This is a genomic window from Rubrivivax gelatinosus (assembly GCF_016583785.1).
GTDB lineage: Bacteria > Pseudomonadota > Gammaproteobacteria > Burkholderiales > Burkholderiaceae_C > Rubrivivax > Rubrivivax gelatinosus_B.
In genome coordinates this window covers 22,930-45,045 of record NZ_NRRU01000031.1, presented here as the reverse complement: position 1 = coordinate 45,045, position 22,116 = coordinate 22,930, and the positions used below count along the sequence as shown (strand labels likewise).

The 22,116-nt window shown below is 72.9% G+C and carries 24 protein-coding genes; 9 read left to right on the top strand and 15 right to left on the bottom strand.

The window, feature by feature from the left end; all coding sequences use genetic code 11:
- Positions 1-94: 94 nt before the first annotated feature.
- Positions 95-1,972: a pyruvate kinase gene (locus CKO43_RS10150; RefSeq protein WP_200378557.1), complete on the bottom strand. Its 1,878-nt coding sequence runs from the start codon at positions 1,970-1,972 to the stop codon at positions 95-97.
- Between the two features lie 90 nt (positions 1,973-2,062).
- Here CKO43_RS10150 and CKO43_RS10145 point away from each other — a divergent pair, with 90 nt between their 5' ends.
- Positions 2,063-3,229 (top strand): glycosyltransferase, encoded by a 1,167-nt coding sequence (locus CKO43_RS10145; RefSeq protein ID WP_200378556.1) that lies wholly within the window; start codon positions 2,063-2,065, stop codon positions 3,227-3,229.
- 6 nt (positions 3,230-3,235) lie between these two features.
- Here CKO43_RS10145 and CKO43_RS10140 read toward each other — a convergent pair whose 3' ends face one another.
- The 3 genes from CKO43_RS10140 to CKO43_RS10130 all read right to left on the bottom strand — a co-directional run bounded on the left by CKO43_RS10140 (position 3,236) and on the right by CKO43_RS10130 (position 5,216).
- Complete coding sequence (locus CKO43_RS10140) at positions 3,236-4,084, bottom strand: UDP-2,3-diacylglucosamine diphosphatase (RefSeq protein ID WP_242481116.1); 849 nt, start codon at positions 4,082-4,084, stop codon at positions 3,236-3,238.
- A gap of 94 nt (positions 4,085-4,178) precedes the next feature.
- Positions 4,179-4,739, bottom strand: coding sequence for a diguanylate cyclase (locus tag CKO43_RS10135; protein ID WP_200231112.1), 561 nt, complete (start codon positions 4,737-4,739; stop codon positions 4,179-4,181).
- Positions 4,740-4,742: 3 nt separating this feature from the next.
- Positions 4,743-5,216, bottom strand: a complete 474-nt coding sequence (locus CKO43_RS10130; protein ID WP_200231113.1) for a hypothetical protein — start codon at positions 5,214-5,216, stop codon at positions 4,743-4,745.
- 101 nt (positions 5,217-5,317) lie between these two features.
- Between CKO43_RS10130 and CKO43_RS10125 the strand changes: the two genes are divergently transcribed.
- Both CKO43_RS10125 and CKO43_RS10120 read left to right on the top strand, forming a co-directional pair.
- Positions 5,318-6,601 (top strand): SDR family oxidoreductase, encoded by a 1,284-nt coding sequence (locus CKO43_RS10125; RefSeq protein ID WP_200378555.1) that lies wholly within the window; start codon positions 5,318-5,320, stop codon positions 6,599-6,601.
- A gap of 8 nt (positions 6,602-6,609) precedes the next feature.
- A complete protein-coding gene (locus CKO43_RS10120; protein WP_200378554.1) occupies positions 6,610-7,074 on the top strand; it encodes a DUF2269 family protein in 465 nt (154 codons plus the stop codon).
- Between the two features lie 31 nt (positions 7,075-7,105).
- On the opposite strand, the gene CKO43_RS10115 is transcribed toward CKO43_RS10120, so the two are convergent.
- Complete coding sequence (locus CKO43_RS10115) at positions 7,106-7,402, bottom strand: hypothetical protein (protein ID WP_346014475.1); 297 nt, start codon at positions 7,400-7,402, stop codon at positions 7,106-7,108.
- Positions 7,403-7,501: 99 nt separating this feature from the next.
- Positions 7,502-7,735, bottom strand: a complete 234-nt coding sequence (locus CKO43_RS10110; RefSeq protein WP_346728240.1) for a 2TM domain-containing protein — start codon at positions 7,733-7,735, stop codon at positions 7,502-7,504.
- A gap of 318 nt (positions 7,736-8,053) precedes the next feature.
- Here CKO43_RS10110 and CKO43_RS10105 point away from each other — a divergent pair, with 318 nt between their 5' ends.
- Entirely contained in the window at positions 8,054-8,281 is a 228-nt protein-coding gene (locus CKO43_RS10105) for a hypothetical protein (protein WP_200231140.1), read from the top strand.
- Positions 8,282-8,409: 128 nt separating this feature from the next.
- A complete protein-coding gene (locus CKO43_RS10100) occupies positions 8,410-8,607 on the top strand; it encodes a hypothetical protein (protein WP_200231117.1) in 198 nt (65 codons plus the stop codon).
- A gap of 30 nt (positions 8,608-8,637) precedes the next feature.
- On the opposite strand, the gene CKO43_RS10095 is transcribed toward CKO43_RS10100, so the two are convergent.
- The 5 genes from CKO43_RS10095 to CKO43_RS10075 form a co-directional block, all read right to left on the bottom strand.
- The gene (locus CKO43_RS10095; RefSeq protein ID WP_200231118.1) at positions 8,638-8,808 is read right to left on the bottom strand and encodes a hypothetical protein; all 171 of its coding nucleotides are present in this window, start codon (positions 8,806-8,808) and stop codon (positions 8,638-8,640) included.
- 70 nt (positions 8,809-8,878) lie between these two features.
- A complete protein-coding gene (locus CKO43_RS10090) occupies positions 8,879-10,915 on the bottom strand; it encodes a response regulator (RefSeq protein WP_200378553.1) in 2,037 nt (678 codons plus the stop codon).
- Between the two features lies 1 nt (position 10,916).
- Positions 10,917-11,357, bottom strand: a complete 441-nt coding sequence (locus CKO43_RS10085; protein ID WP_200231120.1) for a response regulator — start codon at positions 11,355-11,357, stop codon at positions 10,917-10,919.
- Positions 11,354-13,645 (bottom strand): sensor histidine kinase, encoded by a 2,292-nt coding sequence (locus CKO43_RS10080; protein ID WP_207184965.1) that lies wholly within the window; start codon positions 13,643-13,645, stop codon positions 11,354-11,356. Before CKO43_RS10080 ends, CKO43_RS10085 begins: the two co-directional genes overlap by 4 nt.
- Positions 13,642-14,955: an ABC transporter substrate-binding protein gene (locus tag CKO43_RS10075; protein ID WP_200378552.1), complete on the bottom strand. Its 1,314-nt coding sequence runs from the start codon at positions 14,953-14,955 to the stop codon at positions 13,642-13,644. The genes CKO43_RS10080 and CKO43_RS10075 overlap by 4 nt, the downstream gene beginning before the upstream one ends.
- A gap of 197 nt (positions 14,956-15,152) precedes the next feature.
- Between CKO43_RS10075 and CKO43_RS10070 the strand changes: the two genes are divergently transcribed.
- The gene (locus tag CKO43_RS10070) at positions 15,153-15,386 is read left to right on the top strand and encodes a hypothetical protein (protein ID WP_200231123.1); all 234 of its coding nucleotides are present in this window, start codon (positions 15,153-15,155) and stop codon (positions 15,384-15,386) included.
- A gap of 10 nt (positions 15,387-15,396) precedes the next feature.
- On the opposite strand, the gene CKO43_RS10065 is transcribed toward CKO43_RS10070, so the two are convergent.
- On the bottom strand, positions 15,397-15,918 hold the full coding sequence (locus CKO43_RS10065) for a DUF2231 domain-containing protein (protein ID WP_200231124.1): 522 nt from the start codon (positions 15,916-15,918) through the stop codon (positions 15,397-15,399).
- Positions 15,919-15,988: 70 nt separating this feature from the next.
- On the bottom strand, positions 15,989-17,242 hold the full coding sequence (locus tag CKO43_RS10060) for an AGE family epimerase/isomerase (protein ID WP_200378551.1): 1,254 nt from the start codon (positions 17,240-17,242) through the stop codon (positions 15,989-15,991).
- Between the two features lie 364 nt (positions 17,243-17,606).
- Here CKO43_RS10060 and CKO43_RS10055 point away from each other — a divergent pair, with 364 nt between their 5' ends.
- The 3 genes from CKO43_RS10055 (at position 17,607) to cowN (ending at position 20,280) form a co-directional block, all read left to right on the top strand.
- Positions 17,607-19,118, top strand: coding sequence for a methyl-accepting chemotaxis protein (locus CKO43_RS10055; protein WP_200231128.1), 1,512 nt, complete (start codon positions 17,607-17,609; stop codon positions 19,116-19,118).
- A gap of 102 nt (positions 19,119-19,220) precedes the next feature.
- The gene (locus CKO43_RS10050; protein ID WP_200231129.1) at positions 19,221-19,904 is read left to right on the top strand and encodes a Crp/Fnr family transcriptional regulator; all 684 of its coding nucleotides are present in this window, start codon (positions 19,221-19,223) and stop codon (positions 19,902-19,904) included.
- Between the two features lie 76 nt (positions 19,905-19,980).
- The gene (gene cowN, locus CKO43_RS10045) at positions 19,981-20,280 is read left to right on the top strand and encodes a N(2)-fixation sustaining protein CowN (RefSeq protein WP_200378550.1); all 300 of its coding nucleotides are present in this window, start codon (positions 19,981-19,983) and stop codon (positions 20,278-20,280) included.
- Between the two features lie 18 nt (positions 20,281-20,298).
- On the opposite strand, the gene CKO43_RS10040 is transcribed toward cowN, so the two are convergent.
- The gene (locus CKO43_RS10040; protein WP_200231132.1) at positions 20,299-21,393 is read right to left on the bottom strand and encodes a hypothetical protein; all 1,095 of its coding nucleotides are present in this window, start codon (positions 21,391-21,393) and stop codon (positions 20,299-20,301) included.
- Positions 21,394-21,395: 2 nt separating this feature from the next.
- A complete protein-coding gene (locus CKO43_RS10035; RefSeq protein ID WP_200378549.1) occupies positions 21,396-22,016 on the bottom strand; it encodes a hypothetical protein in 621 nt (206 codons plus the stop codon).
- Between the last annotated feature and the right edge of the window lie 100 nt (positions 22,017-22,116).

Sequence of the window (22,116 nt, the reverse complement as noted above, 5' to 3'; positions counted from 1 at the left end):
GGCCGGCCGCTGGATGCGGCAGCCGCTCTGTTTGGCCGGCATTGTCCGGCTCGCGGCCGGCGCCCGGTTTGATGCGTGCCAGTACCGGGCGCCGTCAATGCGGCTGCGGCGCCACCGCCGGTGCACCCCAGGACTTCAGCGCGCGCAGCAGCGGCCGCTTCTTGTCCTGGTGCGCCTGCATGCGGCGCAGGATGTCGTCGAGCGTGCGCATCGCGTCGACGACGTGCGGGCCCTTGTTCAGCATCACGCACTCGGCGCGGCCGGCCATCGCCGCGTCGGTGATCTCGGCGCGGCTGGGCATGCCGGTCTTGGCCAGGCCTTCGAGCACCTGGGTCGCCCAGACCACCGGCAGGTGGGCGGCTTCGCAGGCCCAGAGGATCTCCTCCTGCAGCTCGGCCATGCGCTCGAAGCCGCATTCGACCGCCAGGTCGCCGCGAGCGATCATCACGCCGGCCGCGGGCACGCACATCGCGGCCAGCAGGATCTCGGGCAGGGCCTCGAAACCGCGCCGCGTCTCCAGCTTCAGCATCAGCGCCGGCGTCGGGCCGGGCAGGGCGGCCAGCGCCGCGCGCAGTGCGTCGACGTCGGCGGCCGACTGCGTGAACGACAGGCCGACGATGTCGGCGTGCGCCGCCACCACCGGCAGGTCCGCCAGGTCCTGCAGCGTCAGCGCCGGCAGCTCGATCTCGGTGTCGGGCAGGTTGATGCCCTTGTCGGCCGCGAGCTTCTGGCCGCCTTCGCGCGCCTGGGTGATCTCGACCTCGACCTTGCGCGCGCCGCTGCGGCGCACGACGCCGCCCAGATGGCCGTCGTCGAACCAGACGCGGTCGCCCTTGCGCGCCTGGGCCAGCGCCTGCGGCAGCGTGCAGCCGATCGTGGGCGGGCTGGCCGCGGGGTCGGCCGGATGGCCTTCGCGCTCGGGCACCAGCACCAGGCGCGAGCCGCGGTGCAGCAGCAGCGCGCCGGGCTCCTGCGGCAGGCCGTGCAGGCGCGCGCCGTCGGGCTCGCCGGCGCGCACGAGTTCGCTCGCCTCGCCCAGCCACAGGCTGCGCCGGCATTCGAGCAGCACGCCGGCGGCGCGGCGTTCGGCCACGCGCAGGCGCCGGCGCCGGCCGCGCGTGTCCACGCACTCGACGCGGTCGCCGGCATCCAGGGTCTCCAGCCAGTCGGCGTCGACCTCCAGTGTCAGCGCCGCGCCCGCCACCTCGGCCGTGGTTCCGGGCGCGCGCAGCCCCAGGCGCGCCGGCTGCACGACGCGGCCGAGCGCGTCGCGTTCGGGGCGCAGGTGCGCCAGTGCCGGGCCGGCGCGCAGGGTGCCGGTGCGCAGCTTGGGCCCGCCCAGGTCCATCAGCACGCGCACCGGGCGGCCGCCGTGGCGCGCGTGGCGGCGCACGCGCTCGGCCATCGCGGTCCAGGCGGCGGCGTCGTCGTGGGCGCAGTTGATGCGGGCGATGTCCATGCCGGCAGCCACCAGCGCCGCGACCAGCGCGTCGTCGTGCGCTGCCTCGCTGGGCAGCGTGACCATGATGCGGGCGTCGCGTTGCGGCGGCGGCGCGCCCAGCAGCGCCTCGGCGTGGCGCGCCAGCAGCTGCGCGCCGTGGTGCAGGCCGCCCGGCTCCTCGGTCGAATGCGACTGCCAGCCGCGCCCGGCGAGCCGGTGCAGGATGCCCAGCACCTTGTCCAGGTTGGCGAGCACGTGGGTCTCGGCGCGGCCGAGCGAGGACAGGCCCATCGTCGCCAGCCGCTGCTGCACGTGGCGCAGGTCGTAGCGGCGCAGCGCCAGGTAGTGGGCGAGGTTGACCGCGCTGTCGCGGTACGAGGGGTCGACTGCGGCCAGCCGCGGCGCCAGCCGTGCCTCGTGTTCGAGCATGGCTTCGCGCAGCACCTGCAACTCGGCGATCAGCGCGTCGCAGGCCAGGCGGTCCCAGGGGCCGGCCGCTTCGGGCTGGCGTTCGTGTCGTGCGCGTTCCATGTCGGTATCTCCCGCCTCGACTGTGCCGCGTGCAGATGGCGGCTTCATGACCGTCACCGCCGCGTCACGCCGGGTTGCGAGCATCGGCGCATGACGACCATCGACCTCGTGTACTTCAACGCTGGCGGCGGCCATCGGGCCGCGGTCCAGGCCCTGCAGGAGGCGGCGAAGGAACAGGGGCGGCCGTGGACGCTGCGCCCGCTGAACCTGGTGCGCGTGCTCGACCCGAACGCGAGCTTCCAGCGCCTCACCGGCTTCGAACCCGAGGACTACTACAACCTGCGGCTGCGCCGCGGCTGGACCGCCGGCCTGGCGCAGGAGCTCAAGCTGCTGCAGGGCATGATCCACCTCGCGCACCGGCCGATGCTGGCGGCGCTGCGCCGCCACTGGCTGCAGGCGCGGCCCGATCTGGTGGTTTCGGTCGTGCCCAACTTCAACCGCGTGCTCGCCCAGTCGCTGCAGGCCGCCTGTCCCGGCGTGCCCTTCGCGACCGTGATGACCGACCTCGCCGACCACCCGCCGCGGTTCTGGATCGAACCCGGCGTCGAGCAGCACCTGGTCTGCGGCACGCCGCGTGCGGCGGAGCAGGCGCTGGCGGCCGGCGTGCCGGGCGCGCGCCTGCACCACGTCTCGGGCATGGTGCTGCGCCCGGCCTTCTACCGCCAGGTGCTCAGCGACCGGCGCGCCGACCGCGCCGCGCTCGGGCTGGACCCGGACCGCCCGGTGGCGGCGGTGATGTTCGGCGGCCACGGCTCGCGCCAGATGCTGAAGATCGCGCGCGCCTTGCCCGACACCCAGCTGCTGCTGCTGTGCGGCCACAACGCCGCGCTGCAGGCCGAGCTGAAGGCGCTGCAGCGCCCGGCAGCGCACGTCGCGCTCGGCTTCACGCAGAACGTGCCGCGCGTGCTGCAGCTGGCCGACGTCTTCGTCGGCAAGCCCGGGCCGGGTTCGATCAGCGAGGCGGTGCAGCTGGGGCTGCCGGTGCTGAGCTTCGAGAACGCCTCGACGCTGCCGCAGGAGCGCTACAACGTGCAGTGGCTGCGCGAGCTGGGCCTGGGGCTGGCGGTGGCGTCGGTGCGCGAGCTGCCGGAGGCGATGCGCGGCCTGCTGCAGCGGCTGCCGCAGTACCAGGCGCGGGTGCGCTGGGTCGACAACCGCGCCGTCTACGAGGTGCTGGAGGTGTTCGACGAGCTGCTGCGCACGCGCGGTGCCGCGGCGCAGGGGCAGCGCGAACAAGCGGCCGCACTGGCGGCCTGAGCCTTTTCAGACGGTCGCGGCGGGCTCGGGCTCGGCCGCCGGCACCGCAGCCGTCGCGGGCGGCAGCTGGGGGCGCCCGCCGCGCACGATCTCGAGCCGGCCGTCGGCGTGTTCGACCAGCGCCGTCAGGCTCTCGACCCAGTCGCCGTCGTTGCAGTACAGGATGCCGTCGATCGTGCGGATCTCGGCGTGGTGGATGTGGCCGCAGACGACGCCGTGCGCGCCGCGCCGGCGTGCTTCGTGCGCGAGCACGGTCTCGAAGTCGTCGATGTAGCTGACGGCGCGCTTGACCTTGTGCTTCAGGTAGCCCGACAGGCTCCAGTAGGGCAGGCCGAAGTGCGAGCGCGCGCGGTTGAACCAGCGGTTGAGCTCCAGCGCCAGCGTGTAGGCGGCGTCGCCGACGTGCGCCAGCCAGCGTGCGTGCTGCACGATGCCGTCGAACAGGTCGCCGTGCGTGACCCAGAGCATGCGGCCGTCGGCAGTCTGGTGCAGGCAGTCCTCGACGACCTCGACGCCGCCGAAGCTCAGTTCGACGTAGCGCCGCGCAAAGCCGTCGTGGTTGCCGGGCACGAAGACCACGCGTGTGCCCTTGCGCGCCTTGCGCAGGATCTTCTGCACGACGTCGTTGTGCGCCTGCGGCCAGTACCAGCTGCGTTTCAACTGCCAGCCGTCGACGATGTCGCCGACGAGGTAGAGCGTGTCGCACTCCAGGTCGCGCAGGAAGTCGAGCAACGCAGGCGCCTGGCAGCCGGGCGTGCCCAGGTGGATGTCGGAGATCCAGGCCGTGCGCACGCGCAGCGGCGTGCCGTCCGCGCCGTCGCCGGCGTCGGGCGGGGATGGGGGCGCCTTCTGCATGGACCGTCATCGTCGTCGACCGGCGTGACGTGGCCGTGACGGTGGCCTGCGCTCAATGCAGCTCGCGTGACCTTGACGCCAGCCATGCGCCGCGTCAGCGCGCCACCGGCCGCGTGCGCCAGCAGAGCCAGAACTCGGCCACGAACGGCCCCAGCACCAGCAGCAGCGAAGCGCCGAAGAAGCTCGCCAGGTACCAGGCCGGCAGCGGCTCGGCCTTCCAGCGCAGCGACCAGTCGGCGGCCTCGCTGCCCAGCCCGAGCGCGGCCAAGGCCTGGTCGCCGCTCAGCACGGCGATGCCGGCGAACGCCGCCCAGGGCAGCACCTGCTGCAGCCCGTGCACCAGCTGTTCGTACCAGGGGATGTCGCGCCGGGTGTCGGCATAGGCCAGGTCGGCCCAGGTCGTCAGCTCGTGCGCTACGCAGGCGGCGAGCATCAGCGCCAGCGCCGCGGCCGTGGTCTCCAGCAGCAGCGCCACCAGCACCGCGATGCCCAGTTCGGCCAGCATCAGCAGGTGCAGCGCCGACTCGCGCAGGCCGGTGCTGGTTTCGATGCGCTGCACGCGGTGGCAGAGCCAGTCGGCGCTGCCGGCGAGCATCCATACCGGCGCGAGCACGCCGAGCAGCGCGCCCTGCAGCAGCGCTGCCGTGTCGGCCACGCTTCAGCGCCGCAGCGCGACCAGGCCACCCAGCGCCAGGCCGAGCGCGAAGCCGCCGTAGACCAGCGTCAGGCTGGGCCGCGAGAGCTTGTGCTCGAAGCCCGGCGTCAGCCGCTGCGGCACCAGCTTCAGGTCGACGGTGGCGGCCAGCGCGGTGACGGCGGCGGCGTCGGCGAGCGCGTTCAGCGGTGTCGGCCGGCGGCGACGCGAGCGCAGCAGGTCGAACACGCCGGCCCACAGCATCGACGAGGCGACATGGATCAGCGTGCCGGTGGCCGTGTGGCGCCACGACAGGTCCTCGCGCTGCAGCCCCTGGCGCGGCCAGATCCAGTGGCTGACCGCGTTCAGCGGCGCCGCCGGTGTCGAGTCGCGCCGGCCGCGCCAGACCAGCGCCACGCCGGAGATCGCGCCGGCGAGCAGGCCGTCGGTCACGGTGTCGCGCACGATGTTGCGCGGCGCCAGGGAAATCGTCGTCATCATCGAGGCCACTCCGTCGGACCGGGGCGCTGGCGGAATGCGGATTGCCCGGTCGGCGCCGGCGTGCGGCAAGCGCCGTTCCCAGCGAACCAGCGGCGACGATGCGGATTCTCCTGACGGGCAGCAGCGGTTTCGTCGGCAGCCGGCTGCGCGACGCACTGCGTGCCGCCGGGCACGAACTCATCTGCGCCGGCCGCCGGCCCGACGACAGCGGCTGCCGTTTCGTCGCCGCCGACTTCGCCGCGCCGCCGCCGCACTGGGCGGCGCTGCTGGACGGGGTCGAGGTCGTCGTCAACGCCGTCGGCATCTTCCGCGAGCGCCCCGGCGCCAGCTTCGCGGCGCTGCACGTTGCCGGGCCGCTGGCCTTGTTCGAAGCCTGCGCCGCGGCCGGCGTGCGCCGGGTCGTGCAGCTCTCCGCGCTCGGGGCCGACGACGGCGCGAGCACCGCCTACCACCGCAGCAAGGCCGAAGCCGACCGCCGGCTGCTGGCGCTGCCGCTGGACGCGACCGTGGTCCAGCCCTCGCTCGTCTTCGGTGCCGAAGGTCCGAGCGCGGCGCTGTTCCTGGCGCTCGCGGCGCTGCCGCTGCTGCCGCTGCCGGCCGGTGGCCACCAGCCGCTGCAGCCGGTGCATGTCGACGACGCGGTCGCGGCCATCGTCGCGCTGGTGCAGGCGCCGCCGGGCCGCTGGCGCGGCCGGCGTGTCGCGCTCGTCGGCCCGCGCTCGCTGCCGCTGGCGGCTTATCTGCAGGGCCTGCGCGCGGGGCTGGAGCTGCGCCCGGCGGCGACGCTGGCGCTGCCGGCCGCGCTCGTCACCGCGGCGGCGGGTCTCGGCAGCCGCTTCGGTGGCGGCCTGCTCGACCGCGACGCCTGGCGCATGCTGCAGCGGGGCAATACGGCCGCTGTCGCGGACACGATGGCCTTGCTGGGCGCGGCGCCGCGGCCGGTCGAGGCCTTCATCCCGCGCCCGCTGGCGCCGGCGCTGCGGGCGCGCGCCGAACTGGCGTGGACGCTGCCGCTGCTGCGCCTGTCGCTGGCCGTGGTCTGGCTGGTGACGGCCTGGGTGTCGCTGTTCGTGCATCCGCGCGACGACAGCCTGGCGCTGCTGGCACGCGCGGGTGTGCCGGCGGCGCTGCAGGCTGCGGCGCTGCTGGGCGCGGCCGGGCTGGACGCGGTGTTCGGGGTGCTGACGCTGGCCCCCTGGCGCGGCGGCGCGCGCCGCTGGCTGTGGCTGGCGCAGGCGGCGCTGATCGCCGGCTACACGCTGGTGATCAGCGTCGCGCTGCCCGAGTTCTGGTCCCATCCCTACGGGCCGCTGACGAAGAACCTGCCGCTGCTCGCGCTGCTGGCGCTGCTGTGGGCGCAGGACCGGCCACCGCCACGCTGAGCGCGACGATGGACTACCTGGTCGCGAAGTGGCTGCACATCCTGTCGTCGACGCTTCTGTTCGGCACCGGCATCGGCTCGGCTTTCCACATGCTGCTGGCGAGCCTGAACCGCCAGCCGCAGGCGGTGGCGGTGGTCGTGCGCCAGGTCGTCTGGGCCGACTGGTTGTTCACCGCGACCAGCATCGTGCTGCAGCCGGCGAGCGGGCTGTACCTGCTGCACGTGCTGCAGCTGCCGCTGACCACGCCCTGGGTGCTGTGGAGCATCGCGCTGTACCTGCTGGCCGGCGGCTGCTGGCTGCCGGTGGTCTGGCTGCAGATGAGGATGCGGCGGCTGGCCGAAGCGGCGGCGGCCGCCGGCGAGGGGCTGCCGCCGCTGTACTTCCACTATCTGCGCTGGTGGGCGGCGCTGGGCGTGCCGGCCTTCGTCGCGCTGCTGGCGATCTTCTGGCTGATGGTCGCCAAACCGGCCTGAGCGGCCGCCCATGCGAGCGCAGTAACCCCGGTCAGCGCTTGCCGGCGGTGACCAGCAGCACGCCGCCGAGCACGAGGGCGCCGACGCCGGCCCAGACGGGGATGTTCACGTTCTTCTTTTCTTTGACCGTGAGTTCGATCGGCCCGATCTTGGCGGCGGACGTGTCCTGGGTATAGCTGAAGCCGCCGTACAGGAGTGCGAGCGCTCCGCCGACGATGAGTACAAGTGCAACTGCCCTGATGGAGTTCATAGACCTTTCGCTCTCGAATGCGAGCCCGGATGAAGCCGCCCAATGCGGCGTGCGAAAAAAGCAGGCCGATTGGCTCATGGGAAGGGGCAGTTTGTTTGTGCGCCGTCGCACCGAAGCCGCCGGAAAACACCGGCGACAGGCCTGTGTCGCGGGCTCGGCGGGCCAGCCGGCTTCAGTTCAGAGCGGGCGGCCGAGGCGCTTTTCGACCTGGCGGCGCTCCCAGTCGGGGCCGAGGAAGCGGGCGGGCCCCCAGACCTGCAGCGCCTGCATGACGATGGCGAAGCCCCAGCCCAGCGCCGGCCAGACCACCCACAGGTGCTGCGGCCTCGTCAGCAGGTTGATCGCCAGCAGCATCGACAGCACCGCGACATACAGGGCGAGGTGACCGTAGTAGGCGCGCAGCCGGCGCACGTGGCGCAGCGCCAGGCGCTCCTCGGCGCTCTGGCGTTCGGTTTGCGGCGGCGGCGCGCGACGTCAGCGCCGCGACATGCCACGACACGAAGATGACAGTGTCGTGTCAGGCCTGTGGTTTCGGCGCCCACGATCCGTCTGCCACGAGCCGCCGGGTGCTGCGATGATGCAGCAGGAAGTCGGGCGGCGCAGACCGGTGCCACCCGCCACTTCCGGTGCCGGCCCTTGGCCTGGGTCAAAACCTCAGCCGCGGCTCGGCGCCTAATGGTTGCCGACTGCCCCAGCGGCGGTCATGCGACATCACGTCAGGAGGTCTGCATGTCCATTGCACAACAAACGGCGTTCATCAAGGCCGTCGTCCGCGAGATCCTGCCCCGTACCGGGCTGGCCTACCTCGACGGCGACGACGATCGCGAGTGGACCGTCACGAAAAGCACGCCGGGGGCCGACTTCGACCATCTGAGCCCGGGCGCGCGCGTCGAGTTGTGCGTCGAGCGCTACGACGCCTGCTTGATCGTCTCGGAATACGCCGAACTCGACGACTGAGCGCGCACGCGCGTCACCGCAACGCGGTGCACGCAGCCTGTGGCCGAGCGCGATGTCACGCGCGAAGGCCTTGCCTTCACGGGGCACCCCGATTGCCTTCACGAGGCTCCGATCTTCCGGAGCACGAGATGGCATCCCATTCTTCCGATTCCAGCGCCGACGCGGCACCCGACACCGCGCCCGAAGCCGAAAAGCGCCGCGACGGTGGCCCGTCGATACGCAAGAACCGCGCGACCGGCCAGCGCAGCAGCAAGGAACGCGGGGCTCATACCCGCAGCAAGAAGAACCCCGGCAAACGCTCGCATCACGGCGGCAGCTCGGCCTGAAAGAGGGCCGGCTTGCGCCGGCCCCCCGCTTCAGCGTTTGTCTGCCTGTGGCCGCGCCGGCGGCTCGCCGCGCACCTCCGCCTGCACCGAGCGCCGGCCCTCGCGCCGGGCCTTGGTCACCTTGCGGTACTGATAGAGACCGAACGCCAGCGCGATCAACAAGGTGATCACGAACAGCGCCGGGATGATGCCTTCGTCCATGCCAGCTCTCCTGGTTGCGATGCAGGACTTCTGGCAACCCCGGTGCCCGCCACCGGGCGGGCCGCAGGCTTCAGCCCGCAGGCCGCAGCGTCGCCGCGCCCACCGGCAGCCAGCGCAGCAGCTGCGCATACAGGCGCTCGGCCGCCACCGGCTTGGCGAGATGGTCGTTCATGCCGGCCGCGAGGCAGGCCTCGCGATCCTCGCCGAAGGCGTTGGCGGTCATCGCGATCACCGGCACCTGCGGACAGCCGGGCAGCGCGCGGATCGCGCGCGTGGCCTGCAGGCCGTCGAGCACCGGCATCTGCACGTCCATCAGGATCGCCGCGTAAGCGCCGCGGCCGGCCATCTCGACCGCCTGCTGGCCGTCGCCGGCGATGTCGACCAGCAGGCCGGCGCATTCCAGCAGTTCCTCGGCGACGAGCTGGTTGATCTCGTTGTCCTCGGCGACGAGCACACGCGTGCCGGCATGGCGCTGGTAGAGCAGCGTCTCCAGGTCCTGGCCCGAGGCGCCGGCCTGCAGCTCGGCTGCCTGCTCGGGCTGGCGCGGCGGCTGCAGCACGACCTCGATCGTGAACGTGCTGCCCTGGCCAGGCACGCTGTGCACGGCGATGCGGCCGTGCATCATCTCGACGAGGTGGCGACAGATCGCCAGGCCGAGCCCGGTGCCGCCGAAACGGCGCGTGGTCGAGCTGTCGGCTTGCTCGAAGGGGTCGAAGAGCTGCGCCTGCCGCTCCGCGGCAATGCCGATGCCGGTGTCGGCCACCTCCAGCACCAGCCGCGGCGAGCCGGGCTCGCTGCGCTCGAGCGTGCAGGTCAGCCGCACCTCGCCGTGGTCGGTGAACTTCACCGCGTTGCCCAGCAGGTTGAGCATCAGCTGGGCGATGCGGGTCGGGTCGCCGCACAGGCGGGTGCTGCCGGCGCGGTTGTCGACGAGCAGCCTCAGGCCCTTCTCGGCGGCGAGTTCGCCGATCAGCCCACGCGCACGCTCGACGAGCTCGTCGACACCGAAGTCGACGCTCTCCAGCGTCAGCTTGCCCGACTCGATCTTGGACAGGTCGAGCACGTCGTTGACGATGGACAGCAGGTGGTCGACGGCGCGCGCGATCACCGCCAGCGAGCGCTGCTGCGGCGCGCTCGCCTGGCGCTCGAGCAGGTGGACCATGCCGGTGATCGCGTTCAGCGGCGTGCGGATCTCGTGGCTCATGTTCGCGAGGAAGGCGCTCTTGGCCTGGTTCGCGGCCTCGGCCTTGCGCGTGCGCTCCTCGACCAGGGCCTCGAGGTGGTGGCGGTGGCGTTCGAGCTCGGCGACGATGCGGCGGCGTTCGGTCGTGTCGCGCAGCAGGCCCAGCACCGCGGGCCGGCCGCCGTGTTCGAAGCGCGCCGCGCGCAGCTCCATCCAGACGCGCTGCCCGCCACGGTGCAGCAGCGCGACCTCGTAATGGCCTTCGGGCTCCAGGCTGGCCGGCGCCAGGCGCTGCCGGTAACGTTCGTCCCAGAGCGCGAGCGATTCGGGCGCGACCGCGGCGTCGAAGGCGCGGCCCTCGAACTCGGCGTGCGTGAAGCCCAGCAGCGTCGGCAGCGCCGGGTTGACGAAGACGAAGCGCCGGTCCTGGGCGATGAACAGGCCGTCGCCGATCGAGCCGACGATCATGCGGTTGAAGGCCTCGCTCTCGGCCAGCGCGCGCGCCGCGTGCGCGGCCTCGTCGCGCCGGCGCACGTCCTCGAGGCAGCGCTGCACCGCCGGGATCAGCCGCGCCATGCGGTCCTTGAGCACGAAGTCGGCGACGCCGCGGCGCAGCAGGTCGACCGCGAGTTCCTCGCCCACCGTGCCCGTCACCAGGATCACCGGCACGCCGGGCAGGCTTTCGTTCACCCAGGACAGCGTGGTCTCGAAGTCCAGCCCGGGCAGCGAATGGTCGGCCAGCACCAGCTGCCAGCCGCCTTCGGCCAGCGCCGCGTGCACCGACTCGGGCGAGGCCGCGCGCCGGCATTCGGCGCCCATGCCGTGCTGCTGCAGCTGGCGCTGCAGCAGTCGGAAGTCGGGCTCGACATCCTCGATGATCAGCACCCGGTCGGCCGCGGCCGGCGGCACGGTGGCGTCGGCCATCTCAGTCCCGCCGCAGCGGCTCGTTGGTCGCGAGCCAGTAAACGCCCAGGCTGGCGACGGTCTCGGCGAAGTCGCCGAAGTCCACCGGCTTGCGCACGAAGCTGTTGGCGCCGCCTTCGTAGCTGGCGATGCGGTCGGTGTCCTCGTCGCTGGAGGTCAGCATCACCACCGGCAGCAGCCGCGTGCGGGCGTCGGCGCGCAGCCGCGTCAGCACCTCCAGCCCGGTGAGCCGGGGCAGGCCGATGTCCAGCAGCACCACCGTCGGCAGCTCCGGGCCGTCGCGGCCGGCGAACTCGCCGTCGCGGAACAGGTAGTCCAGCGCCTGCTGGCCGTCGCGCACGACGTCGATGTGGTTGGCCACGCGTGCCCGCTTGAGCGCGCGCAGCGTCAGCATCTCGTCCTGCGGGTTGTCCTCGACCAGCAGGATCACGCGTTCGCTCATGCCCTGGCTCCTTGATCGCTGTGCGTCTGCGGCCGCTCCGGCAGGCTGAAGCGGAAACAGGCTCCCTGGCCGATGGTGGCCTCGGCCTCGATGCGCCCGCCGTGCCGGTTGACGATGCGCTGCACCGTCGCCAGGCCTATGCCCAGACCGGGGAACTCGTCCTGGCGGTGCAGGCGTGCAAAGGCCTTGAACAGGCGTCCGGCGTGCGCCATCTCGAAACCGGCGCCATTGTCCTCCACGCAGAACCAACGTATCCCGTCACGCATGACGGCGTAGAGCCGGATCTTCGCGTCGCCGCGGCCGGCGCTGTACTTCCAGGCGTTGCCCAGCAGGTTGTTCAGCAGCGCCGCGAGCATGCGGCGGTCGCCTTGCGCGACCAGCCCGGGTTCGATCTCGACCTCGACCCTGCGCTGCGGCTCGGCGCGTTGCAGGTCTGCCAGCGCGAGCTGCGCCAGCGCCGACAGGTCCACCGGCGCCACCGACAGCGCGCCGCGCACCGTGCGCGACAGCGTCAGCAGGCCTTCGACCAGGTCGCTCATGCGCTGGCCGGCGAGCACGATCTGGTCGAGGTAGCTGCGCGCCGGCGGCTCCAGCGCCGGGCCGAAGTCCTCGACCAGTGCCTGCGAGAAGCCCGTCATCGCGCGCAGCGGCGCGCGCAGGTCGTGCGAGACGGCGTAGGCGAAGGCGTCGAGTTCGGCGTTGGCTGCCTGCAGCTCGGCGGTGCGTGCGGCCACGCGGGCCTCGAGCTGGGCGTTGAGCTCGCGCAGCGCCGCCTGCGCCTGGCGTTGTTCGGTGATGTCGTGCAGCACCACCTGCACGCCCTGGCCTTCGGCGAGCGCGAGCAGCATCGCCGTCGACTCGACCGCGGCGATGCTGCCGTCCAGGCGCCGGATGCGGTGTTCGAGCGTCGGCGTCGGCGCACCGTCGGCGCGCAGCGCCTGCTGCTGGCGCAGGCGTGCGGCAGCGAGCGCGGCGTCGCCGGCGTCGAAGAGCTCGGTGGTGCCGCGGCCTTCCAGCTGCGCCAGCGAAGCCGCGCCGTACAGCCGCAGGCAGGCGTCGTTGGCGATGCGCAGCCGGTCGTCGATGGCGACGTAGATCGCCACCGGTGCGTCGCGGAACAGGGTCTCGTAGCGCGCGGTGGCCAGCTGCTGATCGGCGAGCCGGCGCGAGAGCTCGTCGTGCAGCCGCCTGAGCGCGTGCGCGACTTCGGCAACCTCGTCCTCGCGTTCGGGCGGGATCGCCGCGAACTCGGGCGGCTGGTCGTGCACGACGCGCAGCGCCGCCGCCGAGAGTTCGCCGATCGGGCGCGCGATGCGCCCTGCGAGCCAGACGCTGAGCAGCATGAAGGCCAGCGTGCCGGCCATGCCCTGCAGCAGCAGCCGGCGCGACATCTCGGCCGCCGGCTCGAAGGCCAGCGCCGCCGGCTGGCGCAGCAGCACCGTCAGGCCCGAGCCGGCCGGCGGCGCCGCCACCCAGGTGCTGAGGAACTCGCCGTCGGGCCATTGCAGCAGGCCCGGCGCCGCCCCGGGGCGCGGCGCCAGCGCTGGCGCCGCCCCGGGGCGCGGCGCCAGCGCTGGCGGCTGGTCGAGCCAGCCCGCCGGGCCGAGCAGCACCCGGCCGTCGCGGTCGAGCACGATGCTCTCGATGCCGGCGCCGGCATCGCCGCGCAGCGAGCGCTGCAGCTCCTGCAGCCAGTCCCAGCGCAGGCGCGCGGCGAGCACGCCGGTCGGCCGGCCGGTCATGTCGGTCATCGGCAGGCCCAGGTCGACCAGCTGCGGCGGCTGGCCGTCGACCAGGCCCAGGCTGGCGGCGAGCGCGGGATCGGCCGGGCGCCGGGTGCCGATCCACGGCCCCTGGCGCGCGTGCCCGAACCAGGCTTCGGTACCGAGGTTGCGGCCTTCGAGCAGCGCGTTGGTCGCGACCTCGACGCGGCCGTCGGGCGCCACCAGCGCCAGCCAGGCGAACGCCGGCTGCTGCGCACGCAGGCCTTCGAGCAGCAGGCGTGCGTCGCCGGGCTCGAACAGGCCGCTGGCCAGCAGCGGGTGGTCGGCCGTGGCCTGCAGCTGGTCCAGGCGCTGGCGCAAGGCGCCGTCGAGCACCCGGGCCAGCAGCAGCGCCTCGCGCCGCATCGCCTGGCCCTGCTGCTCGGTGAGCTGGCTGCGCTGCACGATGGCGACGACGGCGGCGGTCAGCAGCGCCAGCGCCAGGCCGCTGGCGCCCAGGATCAGCGCAAAGCGCGCGCGCAGGCTGCGGCGCGGGTCCAGCCAGGCCGGCAGCACGGCGCTCATCGGCCGTAATAGCCGGCGGCGCGCATCTCGCGGTCGGCAGCGGCCTGGGCGGCGCGCAGCGCCTGTTCGACGCTGGCGCGCCCCAGCAGCGCGGCGGCGATCTGCTGGCCGGTGGCAACGCCGATGTTCTGGAACTCGGGGATCGCGACGTACTGAATGCCCTGGTAGGGCCGGTCGGGCAGGGCGCCTTCGACCAGCGAGATGCCGTCCAGCGCCTTCTTCTCGGCGCTGGCGAAGTGGCCGGCAACGCGCTGGAACTCGGGGTTGGCATAGGTGGAGCGGCGGGTGCCGGTGGGCACCGCGCCCCAGCCGCGCTCGCGCGCCACCAGTGCCGTGTACTCGCGCGAGGTCGCCCAGGTGACGAAGCGCCTGGCCTCGGCCGGGTGGGTGCTGCTGGCAGGCACGGCCAGCGACCAGGCCCAGAGCCAGCTGGCGCCCTGGGGCGTCACCGAGTAGGGCGCCTGCGCGAAGGCCACGCGCCCGGCGACGCTGCTGCCGACCGGGTCGCTGACGAAGCCGGCGGCGATCGTCGCGTCGACCCAGAGCGCGCAGCGGCCGGCGCGAAACAGCGTCAGCAGTTCGTTGTAGCTGTTCGCCGCCGAACCCGGCGGCCCCCAGCGGGTCAGCAGCTCGACGTAGAGCGAGACCGCGTCGCGCCAGGGCTTGCTCTGCAGCTGCGGGCGCCAGTCCATGCCGAACCACTGGCCGCCGAAGCCGTTGACCATGGTCGACACCAGCGCCATGTTGTCGCCCCAGCCCGGTTTGCCGCGCAGGCAGATGCCGTAGACGCCGGCCTTCGGGTCGTGCAGGCGTTCGGCGGCGTCGCGCACCTGGCGCCAGGTGGGGCGCTCGGGCAGGGTGATGCCGGCGCGTTCGGTCAGGTCGCGGCGGTACATCAGCATCGAACTCTCGCCGTAGAACGGCGCGGCGTAGAGCCGGCCCGAGATCGACAGCCCGGAGCGGATCGCCGGCAGCAGGTCGTAGACGTCGTAGGACGGCGGCGGGTCCAGCGGCCGCAGCCGGCCCTGGCGGCCCCAGACCTGGGTCTCGTACATGCCGATCGTCAGCACGTCGTAGCGCGAGCTGCCGCGCGCGATGTCGGTGGCCACGCGCTGGCGCAGCAGCCCTTCCTCGAGCGTGACCCAGCGCACGCGCAGGTCGGGGTTGGCGCGCTCGAAATGCGGCGTCAGGCGCTGCATCTCGATCATGTGTTCGTTGTTCACCGTCGCGACGACGATTTCCGTCGCGGCCAGCGCCGGCGCCGCCAGGACGCCGCAGCCGCACAGCATGCGCACGATCAGCCCCGCCATCGTCCCCTCCCGGCGGGCTCGTGGCCGCCTGTGGCGCGCATGTTCGCGCGTTTTGAAGTCGCGCGGCGGGCTCCGGTGGGTGGCGGCGGCAAAAGAACGCCGCGGCGTCGCCTTTCTAACGCGCCGGGTGGTGCGGCGGGTACCTGCTTTGCCCCCTGTAACCGCTCGCATCGGGCAGCAAGCAGTACGAGGTAGCCATGACGACCCACGGGCGCGAGCGTCGCGCCGACCGGATGGTGGATCTGTTGCAAGGCGGCGACGACGCCGAGGCGCTGTTCGAACGTTGGCTCAGCCAGGGCCCGCCCGGCGTGCCGCAGGCGCCGGTGCCGGTCGAAGGCGATGTCGCAGCGCCGGCGCCAGCCGAAGACGATGCCAAGCCGGCGGCCTGGGGGCGGCCCGGCTCCTGGCAGCCGATGCGGCGCCCGCGCTGAGCCTCCGGGCTCAGTTCTGCCGCGCGCGGGCGGCTTCGGCCGCGGTGGCCGGCTCGGCGGGGCCGTCGAGCGAACTGCGGGCATTCAGGTGCGCGTGCGGCGAGACGCCGACACCGAGCCGGGCGACGAGTTCGCCGCCGAGCCAGGCCGTCACCATGGACACCGCGGCGCCGCAGAACGACACCACCCAGGCGACCACGCTCGGCAGATGCGCCGGGTCGGCCTGGCGCAGCCACCAGCTGGCGGCGAACAGCAGCAGCACGATCAGGTTGCCGCCGCCGTGCAGCGCGCCGATGGCCTTGGCGCGCGTGCCGCGCGGGATCGCCAGCCAGTCCAGCGTGCCCCAGGGTGCGGCGATCGCACCGGCGATCAGCCCGGCCGCGATCAGCATGTAGGACACGCTGGCGGCGAAGGTGTTGCCGCCGATCAGGTAGACCAGGTCGAAGACGACCGAGGTACCCAGCAGGCCGAGCGGGAAGACGACGAGCATCTGGTGCAGCGGATGACCCAGCACCTTGATCTTGCTTTCCATGGCAACCCCTTGGCCGTGATGGCGGAGCCGCCACCAGGGCAAGCCCGATGCCGGCACCGGGGCGCCGGGTTCAGGCCTGCAGTTCGCCGAGCGCGCGCAGCACGTCCCAGCAGGCGCCCATGTCGTGGTAGTCGGTCTTGCCGGCGGGGCTCTTCTCGTCGCTCAGCTTGCGGTTGTCGGGCGACAGGATGCGGTACCAGGCGCCGTGCTCGTGGTCGACGAAGTGCCGCCAGACGTAGCCCCAGATGCGCTCGTACCAGCCCCAGTAGCGCTCGTCGCCCAGGGCGAGCGCAAGCCAGGCCGCCGCCGCCAGGCTTTCGGCCTGGACCCAGTGGTACTTGTCGGCGTCGCAGACCTTGCGGTCGGGGCCGAGACCGTAGACCAGGCCGCCGTGGCGCGCGTCCCAGCCGTGCGCCAGCGCGTTGTCGAAGAAGCGCGACGCGGTCGCGGCCAGCCAGGCGGGCGCGGCTTCGGGCCCCAGCCGGGCCTGCAACTGCAGCAGCAGCTTGGCCCATTCGGTCAGATGGCCGGTCTGGTAGCCCCAGGGGCGGAAGATGTTCGTGCGGTCGCCGCGGTTGTAGTCCCAGTCGATCTGCCAGGGCCCGGGCCCGGCGGCGCGCCAGTGTTCCCAGACCAGGCCGCCGCCGCGCGCCGCCAGACCCTGGGCCACGTTCCCGGCCAGCGTCAGCGCGCGCTGCAGGTGGCGGGCCTCGCCGGTGGCCTCGTGCGCCGCCAGCATCGCCTCGCAGGCGTGCATGTTGGCGTTCTGGCCGCGGTAGGGCGAGAGCGTCCAGCCGGCGTCGGCTTCGTCGGCGTAGAGCCCGTTCTCGGGCTCCCAGAAGCGGCGCTCCATCAGCTCGACGGTCTCGTCGAGCCCGGCGCGCGCCTCGGCGATGCCGGCCATCAGCGCGTGCGCGTGCGCCAGCAGCACGAAGGCCAGGCCGTAACAGTGGTTCGTAGCGTCGAGCACCTGCGCGCGGCCCTCGTGCCAGTCGAGCACCCAGGCGTAGCCGCCGTCGGCGCGGCGGTGGGCGGTGTGCAGGAAACGCAGCCCGTGGCGCGCGAGCTCGCGGTCTTCTTCGCTGCCGAAGTGGCGCGCCGCCATCGCATGGTTGAAGACGAAGCGCGTGCTGCTGACGAGGTGGCGCGTGCGCCGGTCGTAGACGCTGCCGTCGTCGCGGAAGAAGTGGAAGAAGCCGCCCGACGGGTCGGCGGCGCGGCCGGCATAGAAGGCCATCGTCGCGCGGATGTGAGCGCGCAGGAAGCCGGGTGCGCGGAAGTCGGGCAGGGCGCCGTCGGGCGCCGTCGTCGATTCGTTGTCCATCGGGTGGCCGGTACTGCAGGCGCGCCGATTATGAAGGCCCGAGGCGGCCGCGGCGACGTTGCGGCCGGGCTGCGGATTTGGTGAATTTCGGCCCCAATCTGGTGCGTTCGCCCGCGGCTGTGGCCACCCGGGGGTGTTGCGGGTTTTCCCGATGCGCCCTCGCGGTGCGGGCGCCGGGCCCGGCTCTTGCGCTATAGCACCCGAGGCCGAATCAACGGCCGCTGGCATTCAACTTTTCCCCCGATCGGACGATAGGCGTCCATAAGCGTCCCGGCGAATTGCCGGCGGCCCGAACCCAAGACTCGTCAGACCCATGCTCAGATTTCTGCGCCGCTTCACGCTCCGGACCCGTCTTCTGGCTTCGATGGCCTTCCTCACCGCCGCCCTGCTCGGCCTCGGTGCCTGGGGCGTGGTCGAAAACGGCATCGTCACGCAGCGCACCGCGGCCCTGTTCGACGAGGCGCAGCAGGGTGCCGACGCCGTCGCGAGGCTGCGCGAGGCGCTGGGCAACCTGCGCCGGCTGCAGGCCGACGCGATCGCCTCGGGCTCGAACGCGATCGAGGTCGAACGCATCGTCGGCCTGTGGAAGGCCGAGGCCGAACGGGTGAAGACGCTCGGCAACGAACTCGCCAAGGTCGACGCCGACAACACGACACTGGTCGCGCTGGTCAAGGTGCAGCAGGGCCAGCTCGCCCAGTACACCGAGGCCGTGGCCCCGGTGCTGGATAAGCTGCAGTCGGCGGTGCTGGACAGCGCCGGCGCGCTCGCCTATGCCGAAGCGGCGGAGGAGTACGTGACGGCGCTGCGCACCGGTGCCGACGCAATGCTGAAGGCCAGCCAGTCGCGCCAGGCGACGATCCGGGCCGAACTCGCCGACGCGGCGACGCTGGCCGCCAACCTGCGCCTGGGCCTGACGGTGCTGGCGGTGCTGCTGCTGCTGCCGGCGCTGTGGCTGACGCTGCGTTCGGTGTGCGAGCCGCTGCAGCACGCGGTGGCCGCGGCCGAACGCATCGCGCGCGGCGACCTGGGCGAGGACCTGCAGGTCGAAGGCCAGGACGAGACCGCGACGCTGCTGCGCGCGCTGCAGCAGATGCAGGACTCGCTGCGTCGCCTCGTCGGCCAGGTGCGCCAGTCGGCCGATTCGATCCAGACCGCCAGCAGCGAGGTCGCCACCGGCAACGCCGACCTCAGCCAGCGCACCGAGGAGCAGGCCAGCAACCTGCAGCAGACCGCCTCGTCGATGGAGATGCTGACCGACTCGGTGCGCCACAACGCCGACTCGGCGCAGCGCGCCAACAGCCTGGCCAGCGACGCCGCCGGCGCCGCGGCCCAGGGCGGCCAGGTCGTCGGCCAGGCGGTGACGACGATGCGCGACATCGCCGCGTCCTCGCAGAAGATCGCCGAGATCATCGCCGTCATCGACGGCATCGCCTTCCAGACCAACATCCTGGCGCTGAACGCCGCGGTCGAAGCGGCACGCGCCGGCGAGCAGGGGCGTGGTTTCGCCGTCGTCGCTGGCGAGGTGCGCTCGCTGGCCCAGCGCTCGGCCGGCGCGGCGCGCGAGATCAAGACCTTGATCACCGCCAGCGTCGAACGTGTCGAGGCCGGCACGCGCCAGGTCAACGACGCCGGCCAGGCGATGCAGGAGATCGTCACCAAGGTCGAACGCGTCAGCCAGCTGATCAACGACATCTCGGGTGCCACCGTGGCGCAGTCGCGCGACATCGGCCAGGTCGGCGACGCCGTCGGCCAGCTCGACCGCGTGACGCAGCAGAACGCGGCCCTGGTCGAAGAGAGCGCCGCGGCGGCCGAAAGCCTGCGTGCGCAGGCGGCGCGGCTGTCCGAGGTCGTCGGCGTGTTCCGCGTCGGCGCCTGACGCGGCCGCCGGGCGTGCTGCCCGGTTGACCCAGATCAGCCGGCGCCGCCTTGGCGCCGGTGCGTGCCGCCCGGCGGTCCCGGGCTTGCTTTCCGGGCTGGCATGCACCCGCATGCCAGCCGTTTTGTCGCTTTCACGACGCCGCCCGCCGACGCCGCCGGTGCCGGCGCGCCGCCGCCGGGTTTCGTGCCGCGGCGCCTGGTGCGCGGCCAGCGCCTGTGCATGCCGGGCGATGGCCGCAACCTCGTGTTCGTCGTCGCCAGCGGCCGGCTGCGTGTGCACCTGTCGGGCACCAGCCGTGAGCTGACGCTGGCCTTCCTCGAACCCGGCGACGTCTACTCGACCCATTCGCCGGCCTGGGTCACCGCGGCGGCCGCGACCACCGTCTGGACGATCGAGACCCGCGCCTTCATGCACCGCCTGGCCGACGACCCGACGCTGCTGCCGCCGGTGATGGCGGTGCTGGGCCGGCTGCTGACCAGCGCCGTCGGCCTGGTCGAGGACCTGGCCTTCCGCGAGGTGCCGAGCCGGCTCGCACGCTTCGTCATCGGCCTGGCGCAGCGCCGCGGCGAGCGCATCGGCGAGGCCTGGCTGGTGCCACTGGAGCTGAGCCTGGAGGACATCGCCAGCCTGCTGGGCAGCACACGCCAGACGGTATCGACGCTGGTCAGCCAGTGGCAGCGCGAAGGCGTGCTGCAGCGCCGCGGCCGGCGCTGCCTGCTGATCCCGTCGGCCGAGGCGATGGCAGCGCTGCAGACGCTGGCCGGCCGGCGCGCGGCGAGCTGACTGTCGCCTGGCCGACGGACGCCGCCCACAGCAGGCCCTAAGGTCGCGGCACACCAACCGACGGAGCACCGATCCCGTGAGCACTGGACCCTGCGACTGCCGCAAGACCGACCGCTACGTCAGCTTCAGCGGCATCGACTGCGCCGGCAACGCGCGCCGCATCATCGAGACCATAGACGGCCACCTGGCCGTGCCCGGCCGGCGCGACCGCTTCTGGGAGTATTTCGACCGCAAGCGCGCCGGCGGCTCGGGCCCGCGGCCCGACGACCTGTTCCTGGTGCACTCGCACCTGAACCAGATCCGCGAGTACTTCGAGGCCTGGGAGGACGCGGCCGCGCTGCAGCTGCTCGACCAGGTCGAGCAGGAGTGCTGCTGAAGGCGCGCGCGGCGGCCGCTAGGAGGCGCAGTCGCGGTTGACGACGTTGAGGTCGCAGAGCTCTTCGCGCGTCAGCGGCCGGGTGTACAGGATCGAGGTGCTGAACATCAGCCGCACCAGCCCCGGCACGTCGATCTGGTCGGCGCGCGACAGCAGGTACGGCCCCAGGCGCTGCTCCACTGTCTCGGCGGCGGACTCCGCGCGTTCGCGCTGAGCTGCCAGCACCGCGGCGCCGAAGCCCTCGTCCAGGTGCGGCGCTTTCTTGTCCTTCTGCGCCCGAAGGTAGACCGTTGCGGCGGCAGCGAACTCGCGTGTCACCCAGGCGAAGTAGTGCTGCTCGTCCAGGGCTGGTGTTTGGGCGTCGGGCGCGAGCAGGCGTGCGAAGGCGCGGCGGGCGGCCACGCGCTCCAGCTCGGGCATCGCGGTGGCCAGGATCGCGTCGAGGTTGGTGATGAAGCCGCGCTGCGCCGCGGGCAGGGCGACGAAGTCCAGCGCCGCGCGCAGCACCGCGGCGCCGTTGAGCAGGCGCGGCGTGGCGAAAGCGGCCGACCAGTCGGCCGCCCACGCGAAACGTGCGTCGCCTTCGGCCAGCGCCTGCAGCCAGCGGCCGATCAGCATCAGCCGCGGGATCTTCAGATCCAGCTTCTCCGGATCGAGTCGGCCGCCGTCGATCGCGCTGGCGATCGCGACGTCTATGCGGGCGCCGGAGAAGGAGGAGAAGCCGTGCGGCTCGAACGAGCCGCCAGCGGCGACGTCGCGCAGCCGGCCGCCGACGAAGAGGAAGGTGCAGGCGCTGATGCAGACCTTGCCGCGGCGCACCTGGGTGGCCACCGGCCGCGATCCGGAGCCGGCGGCCACCAGCGCCCGCGCGATCGCGAGCGCCTCCGTGACGGCGCCGCCGCCGGAGTGCAGGTCCACGGTTCGCAACCCGGGCCAGTTCGACGGATAACACCCGCCGAAGGCTTCGGAGAAGCGGTCGTACTCGCCTTCCTTGATGGCGCCGGCGAAGGCCAGCACGCGTGCGCCACCGCCGACGTCGAGACACTTCCATTCGCCCGCGCAGGCCGGCAGCGCGGCCAGCAGGGCGAACACGGCGGCAGCCAGGCGTTTCATCGTCAGGCCGCCGGTGCCTCGCGCGCGTCGGTGCGCACCATCTGGCCCGAGGAGTTCGGGCACCAGGTCTCGAACTGGCGCGCGCGTCCGGTAGGCGTCTGCACCAGCACCGAATAGTCGGTGCAGGAGCCGGCGGCGCCCTCAGTGCCCGCGGCGCCGGTGGCCGCCGGTGCCGCCGGCGCCTGCACCTGGATCGTCGAGGTGCCGCCGCCGCCCAGATCCACCTTCACCGGCTTGGCGATGCTGGTCTCGTAGGCGGCGCGGGCGCGTTCGAGCTCGGCGTCGCGCTTGGCGCGCTGCGTGTTCGTGCTCGCCGGCATGGCCTGCAGGCGCTGGGTGGTGGCGGTGTACTGCTGCTGCTCGAGCGCCCGGCGCCGTGCCTCCTTGGTCATTTCCTCCTCGTGGCGCGCGCGCTGGCGCTCGTCCATCACGCGGCCGATGGCGGTGGCCGCCAGACCCACGACGCATCCGCCCGCCGCCGCCTTGGCCAGGCGCTGCTTCTGCTCGCTGGAGGACTTGCCGCTCGCGCGGTCGATGGCGGCGATCACGATGGCTCCCAGGACGGCGCCGGTCAGGCAGCTCGTCGCGTAGTCCGAGGCGGGCGAGCTGGAACTGCCTGGCATCGTCGCATTGCAACCGCTCACCACCAAGGCAGCGGCGGCCAGGGAGCACAAGCATCGGGCACGGGTTTGGCGGAGGTGTCGCGGGAGCATGGAAGTCCTC

Excerpts from the sequence above, each read along its gene's own strand:
- CKO43_RS10150 (WP_200378557.1), bottom strand. The coding sequence starts at position 1,972 with ATGGAACGCGCACGACACGAACGCCAGCCCGAAGCGGCCGGCCCCTGG.
- CKO43_RS10145 (WP_200378556.1), top strand. The coding sequence starts at position 2,063 with ATGACGACCATCGACCTCGTGTACTTCAACGCTGGCGGCGGCCATCGG.
- CKO43_RS10140 (WP_242481116.1), bottom strand. The coding sequence starts at position 4,084 with ATGCAGAAGGCGCCCCCATCCCCGCCCGACGCCGGCGACGGCGCGGAC.
- CKO43_RS10130 (WP_200231113.1), bottom strand. The coding sequence starts at position 5,216 with ATGACGACGATTTCCCTGGCGCCGCGCAACATCGTGCGCGACACCGTG.
- CKO43_RS10125 (WP_200378555.1), top strand. The coding sequence starts at position 5,318 with ATGCGGATTCTCCTGACGGGCAGCAGCGGTTTCGTCGGCAGCCGGCTG.
- CKO43_RS10120 (WP_200378554.1), top strand. The coding sequence starts at position 6,610 with ATGGACTACCTGGTCGCGAAGTGGCTGCACATCCTGTCGTCGACGCTT.
- CKO43_RS10115 (WP_346014475.1), bottom strand. The coding sequence starts at position 7,402 with ATGAGCCAATCGGCCTGCTTTTTTCGCACGCCGCATTGGGCGGCTTCA.
- CKO43_RS10105 (WP_200231140.1), top strand. The coding sequence starts at position 8,054 with ATGTCCATTGCACAACAAACGGCGTTCATCAAGGCCGTCGTCCGCGAG.
- CKO43_RS10100 (WP_200231117.1), top strand. The coding sequence starts at position 8,410 with ATGGCATCCCATTCTTCCGATTCCAGCGCCGACGCGGCACCCGACACC.
- CKO43_RS10095 (WP_200231118.1), bottom strand. The coding sequence starts at position 8,808 with ATGGACGAAGGCATCATCCCGGCGCTGTTCGTGATCACCTTGTTGATC.
- CKO43_RS10090 (WP_200378553.1), bottom strand. The coding sequence starts at position 10,915 with ATGGCCGACGCCACCGTGCCGCCGGCCGCGGCCGACCGGGTGCTGATC.
- CKO43_RS10085 (WP_200231120.1), bottom strand. The coding sequence starts at position 11,357 with ATGAGCGAACGCGTGATCCTGCTGGTCGAGGACAACCCGCAGGACGAG.
- CKO43_RS10080 (WP_207184965.1), bottom strand. The coding sequence starts at position 13,645 with ATGAGCGCCGTGCTGCCGGCCTGGCTGGACCCGCGCCGCAGCCTGCGC.
- CKO43_RS10075 (WP_200378552.1), bottom strand. The coding sequence starts at position 14,955 with ATGGCGGGGCTGATCGTGCGCATGCTGTGCGGCTGCGGCGTCCTGGCG.
- CKO43_RS10070 (WP_200231123.1), top strand. The coding sequence starts at position 15,153 with ATGACGACCCACGGGCGCGAGCGTCGCGCCGACCGGATGGTGGATCTG.
- CKO43_RS10065 (WP_200231124.1), bottom strand. The coding sequence starts at position 15,918 with ATGGAAAGCAAGATCAAGGTGCTGGGTCATCCGCTGCACCAGATGCTC.
- CKO43_RS10060 (WP_200378551.1), bottom strand. The coding sequence starts at position 17,242 with ATGGACAACGAATCGACGACGGCGCCCGACGGCGCCCTGCCCGACTTC.
- CKO43_RS10055 (WP_200231128.1), top strand. The coding sequence starts at position 17,607 with ATGGCCTTCCTCACCGCCGCCCTGCTCGGCCTCGGTGCCTGGGGCGTG.
- CKO43_RS10050 (WP_200231129.1), top strand. The coding sequence starts at position 19,221 with ATGCACCCGCATGCCAGCCGTTTTGTCGCTTTCACGACGCCGCCCGCC.
- CKO43_RS10040 (WP_200231132.1), bottom strand. The coding sequence starts at position 21,393 with ATGAAACGCCTGGCTGCCGCCGTGTTCGCCCTGCTGGCCGCGCTGCCG.
- CKO43_RS10035 (WP_200378549.1), bottom strand. The coding sequence starts at position 22,016 with ATGCCAGGCAGTTCCAGCTCGCCCGCCTCGGACTACGCGACGAGCTGC.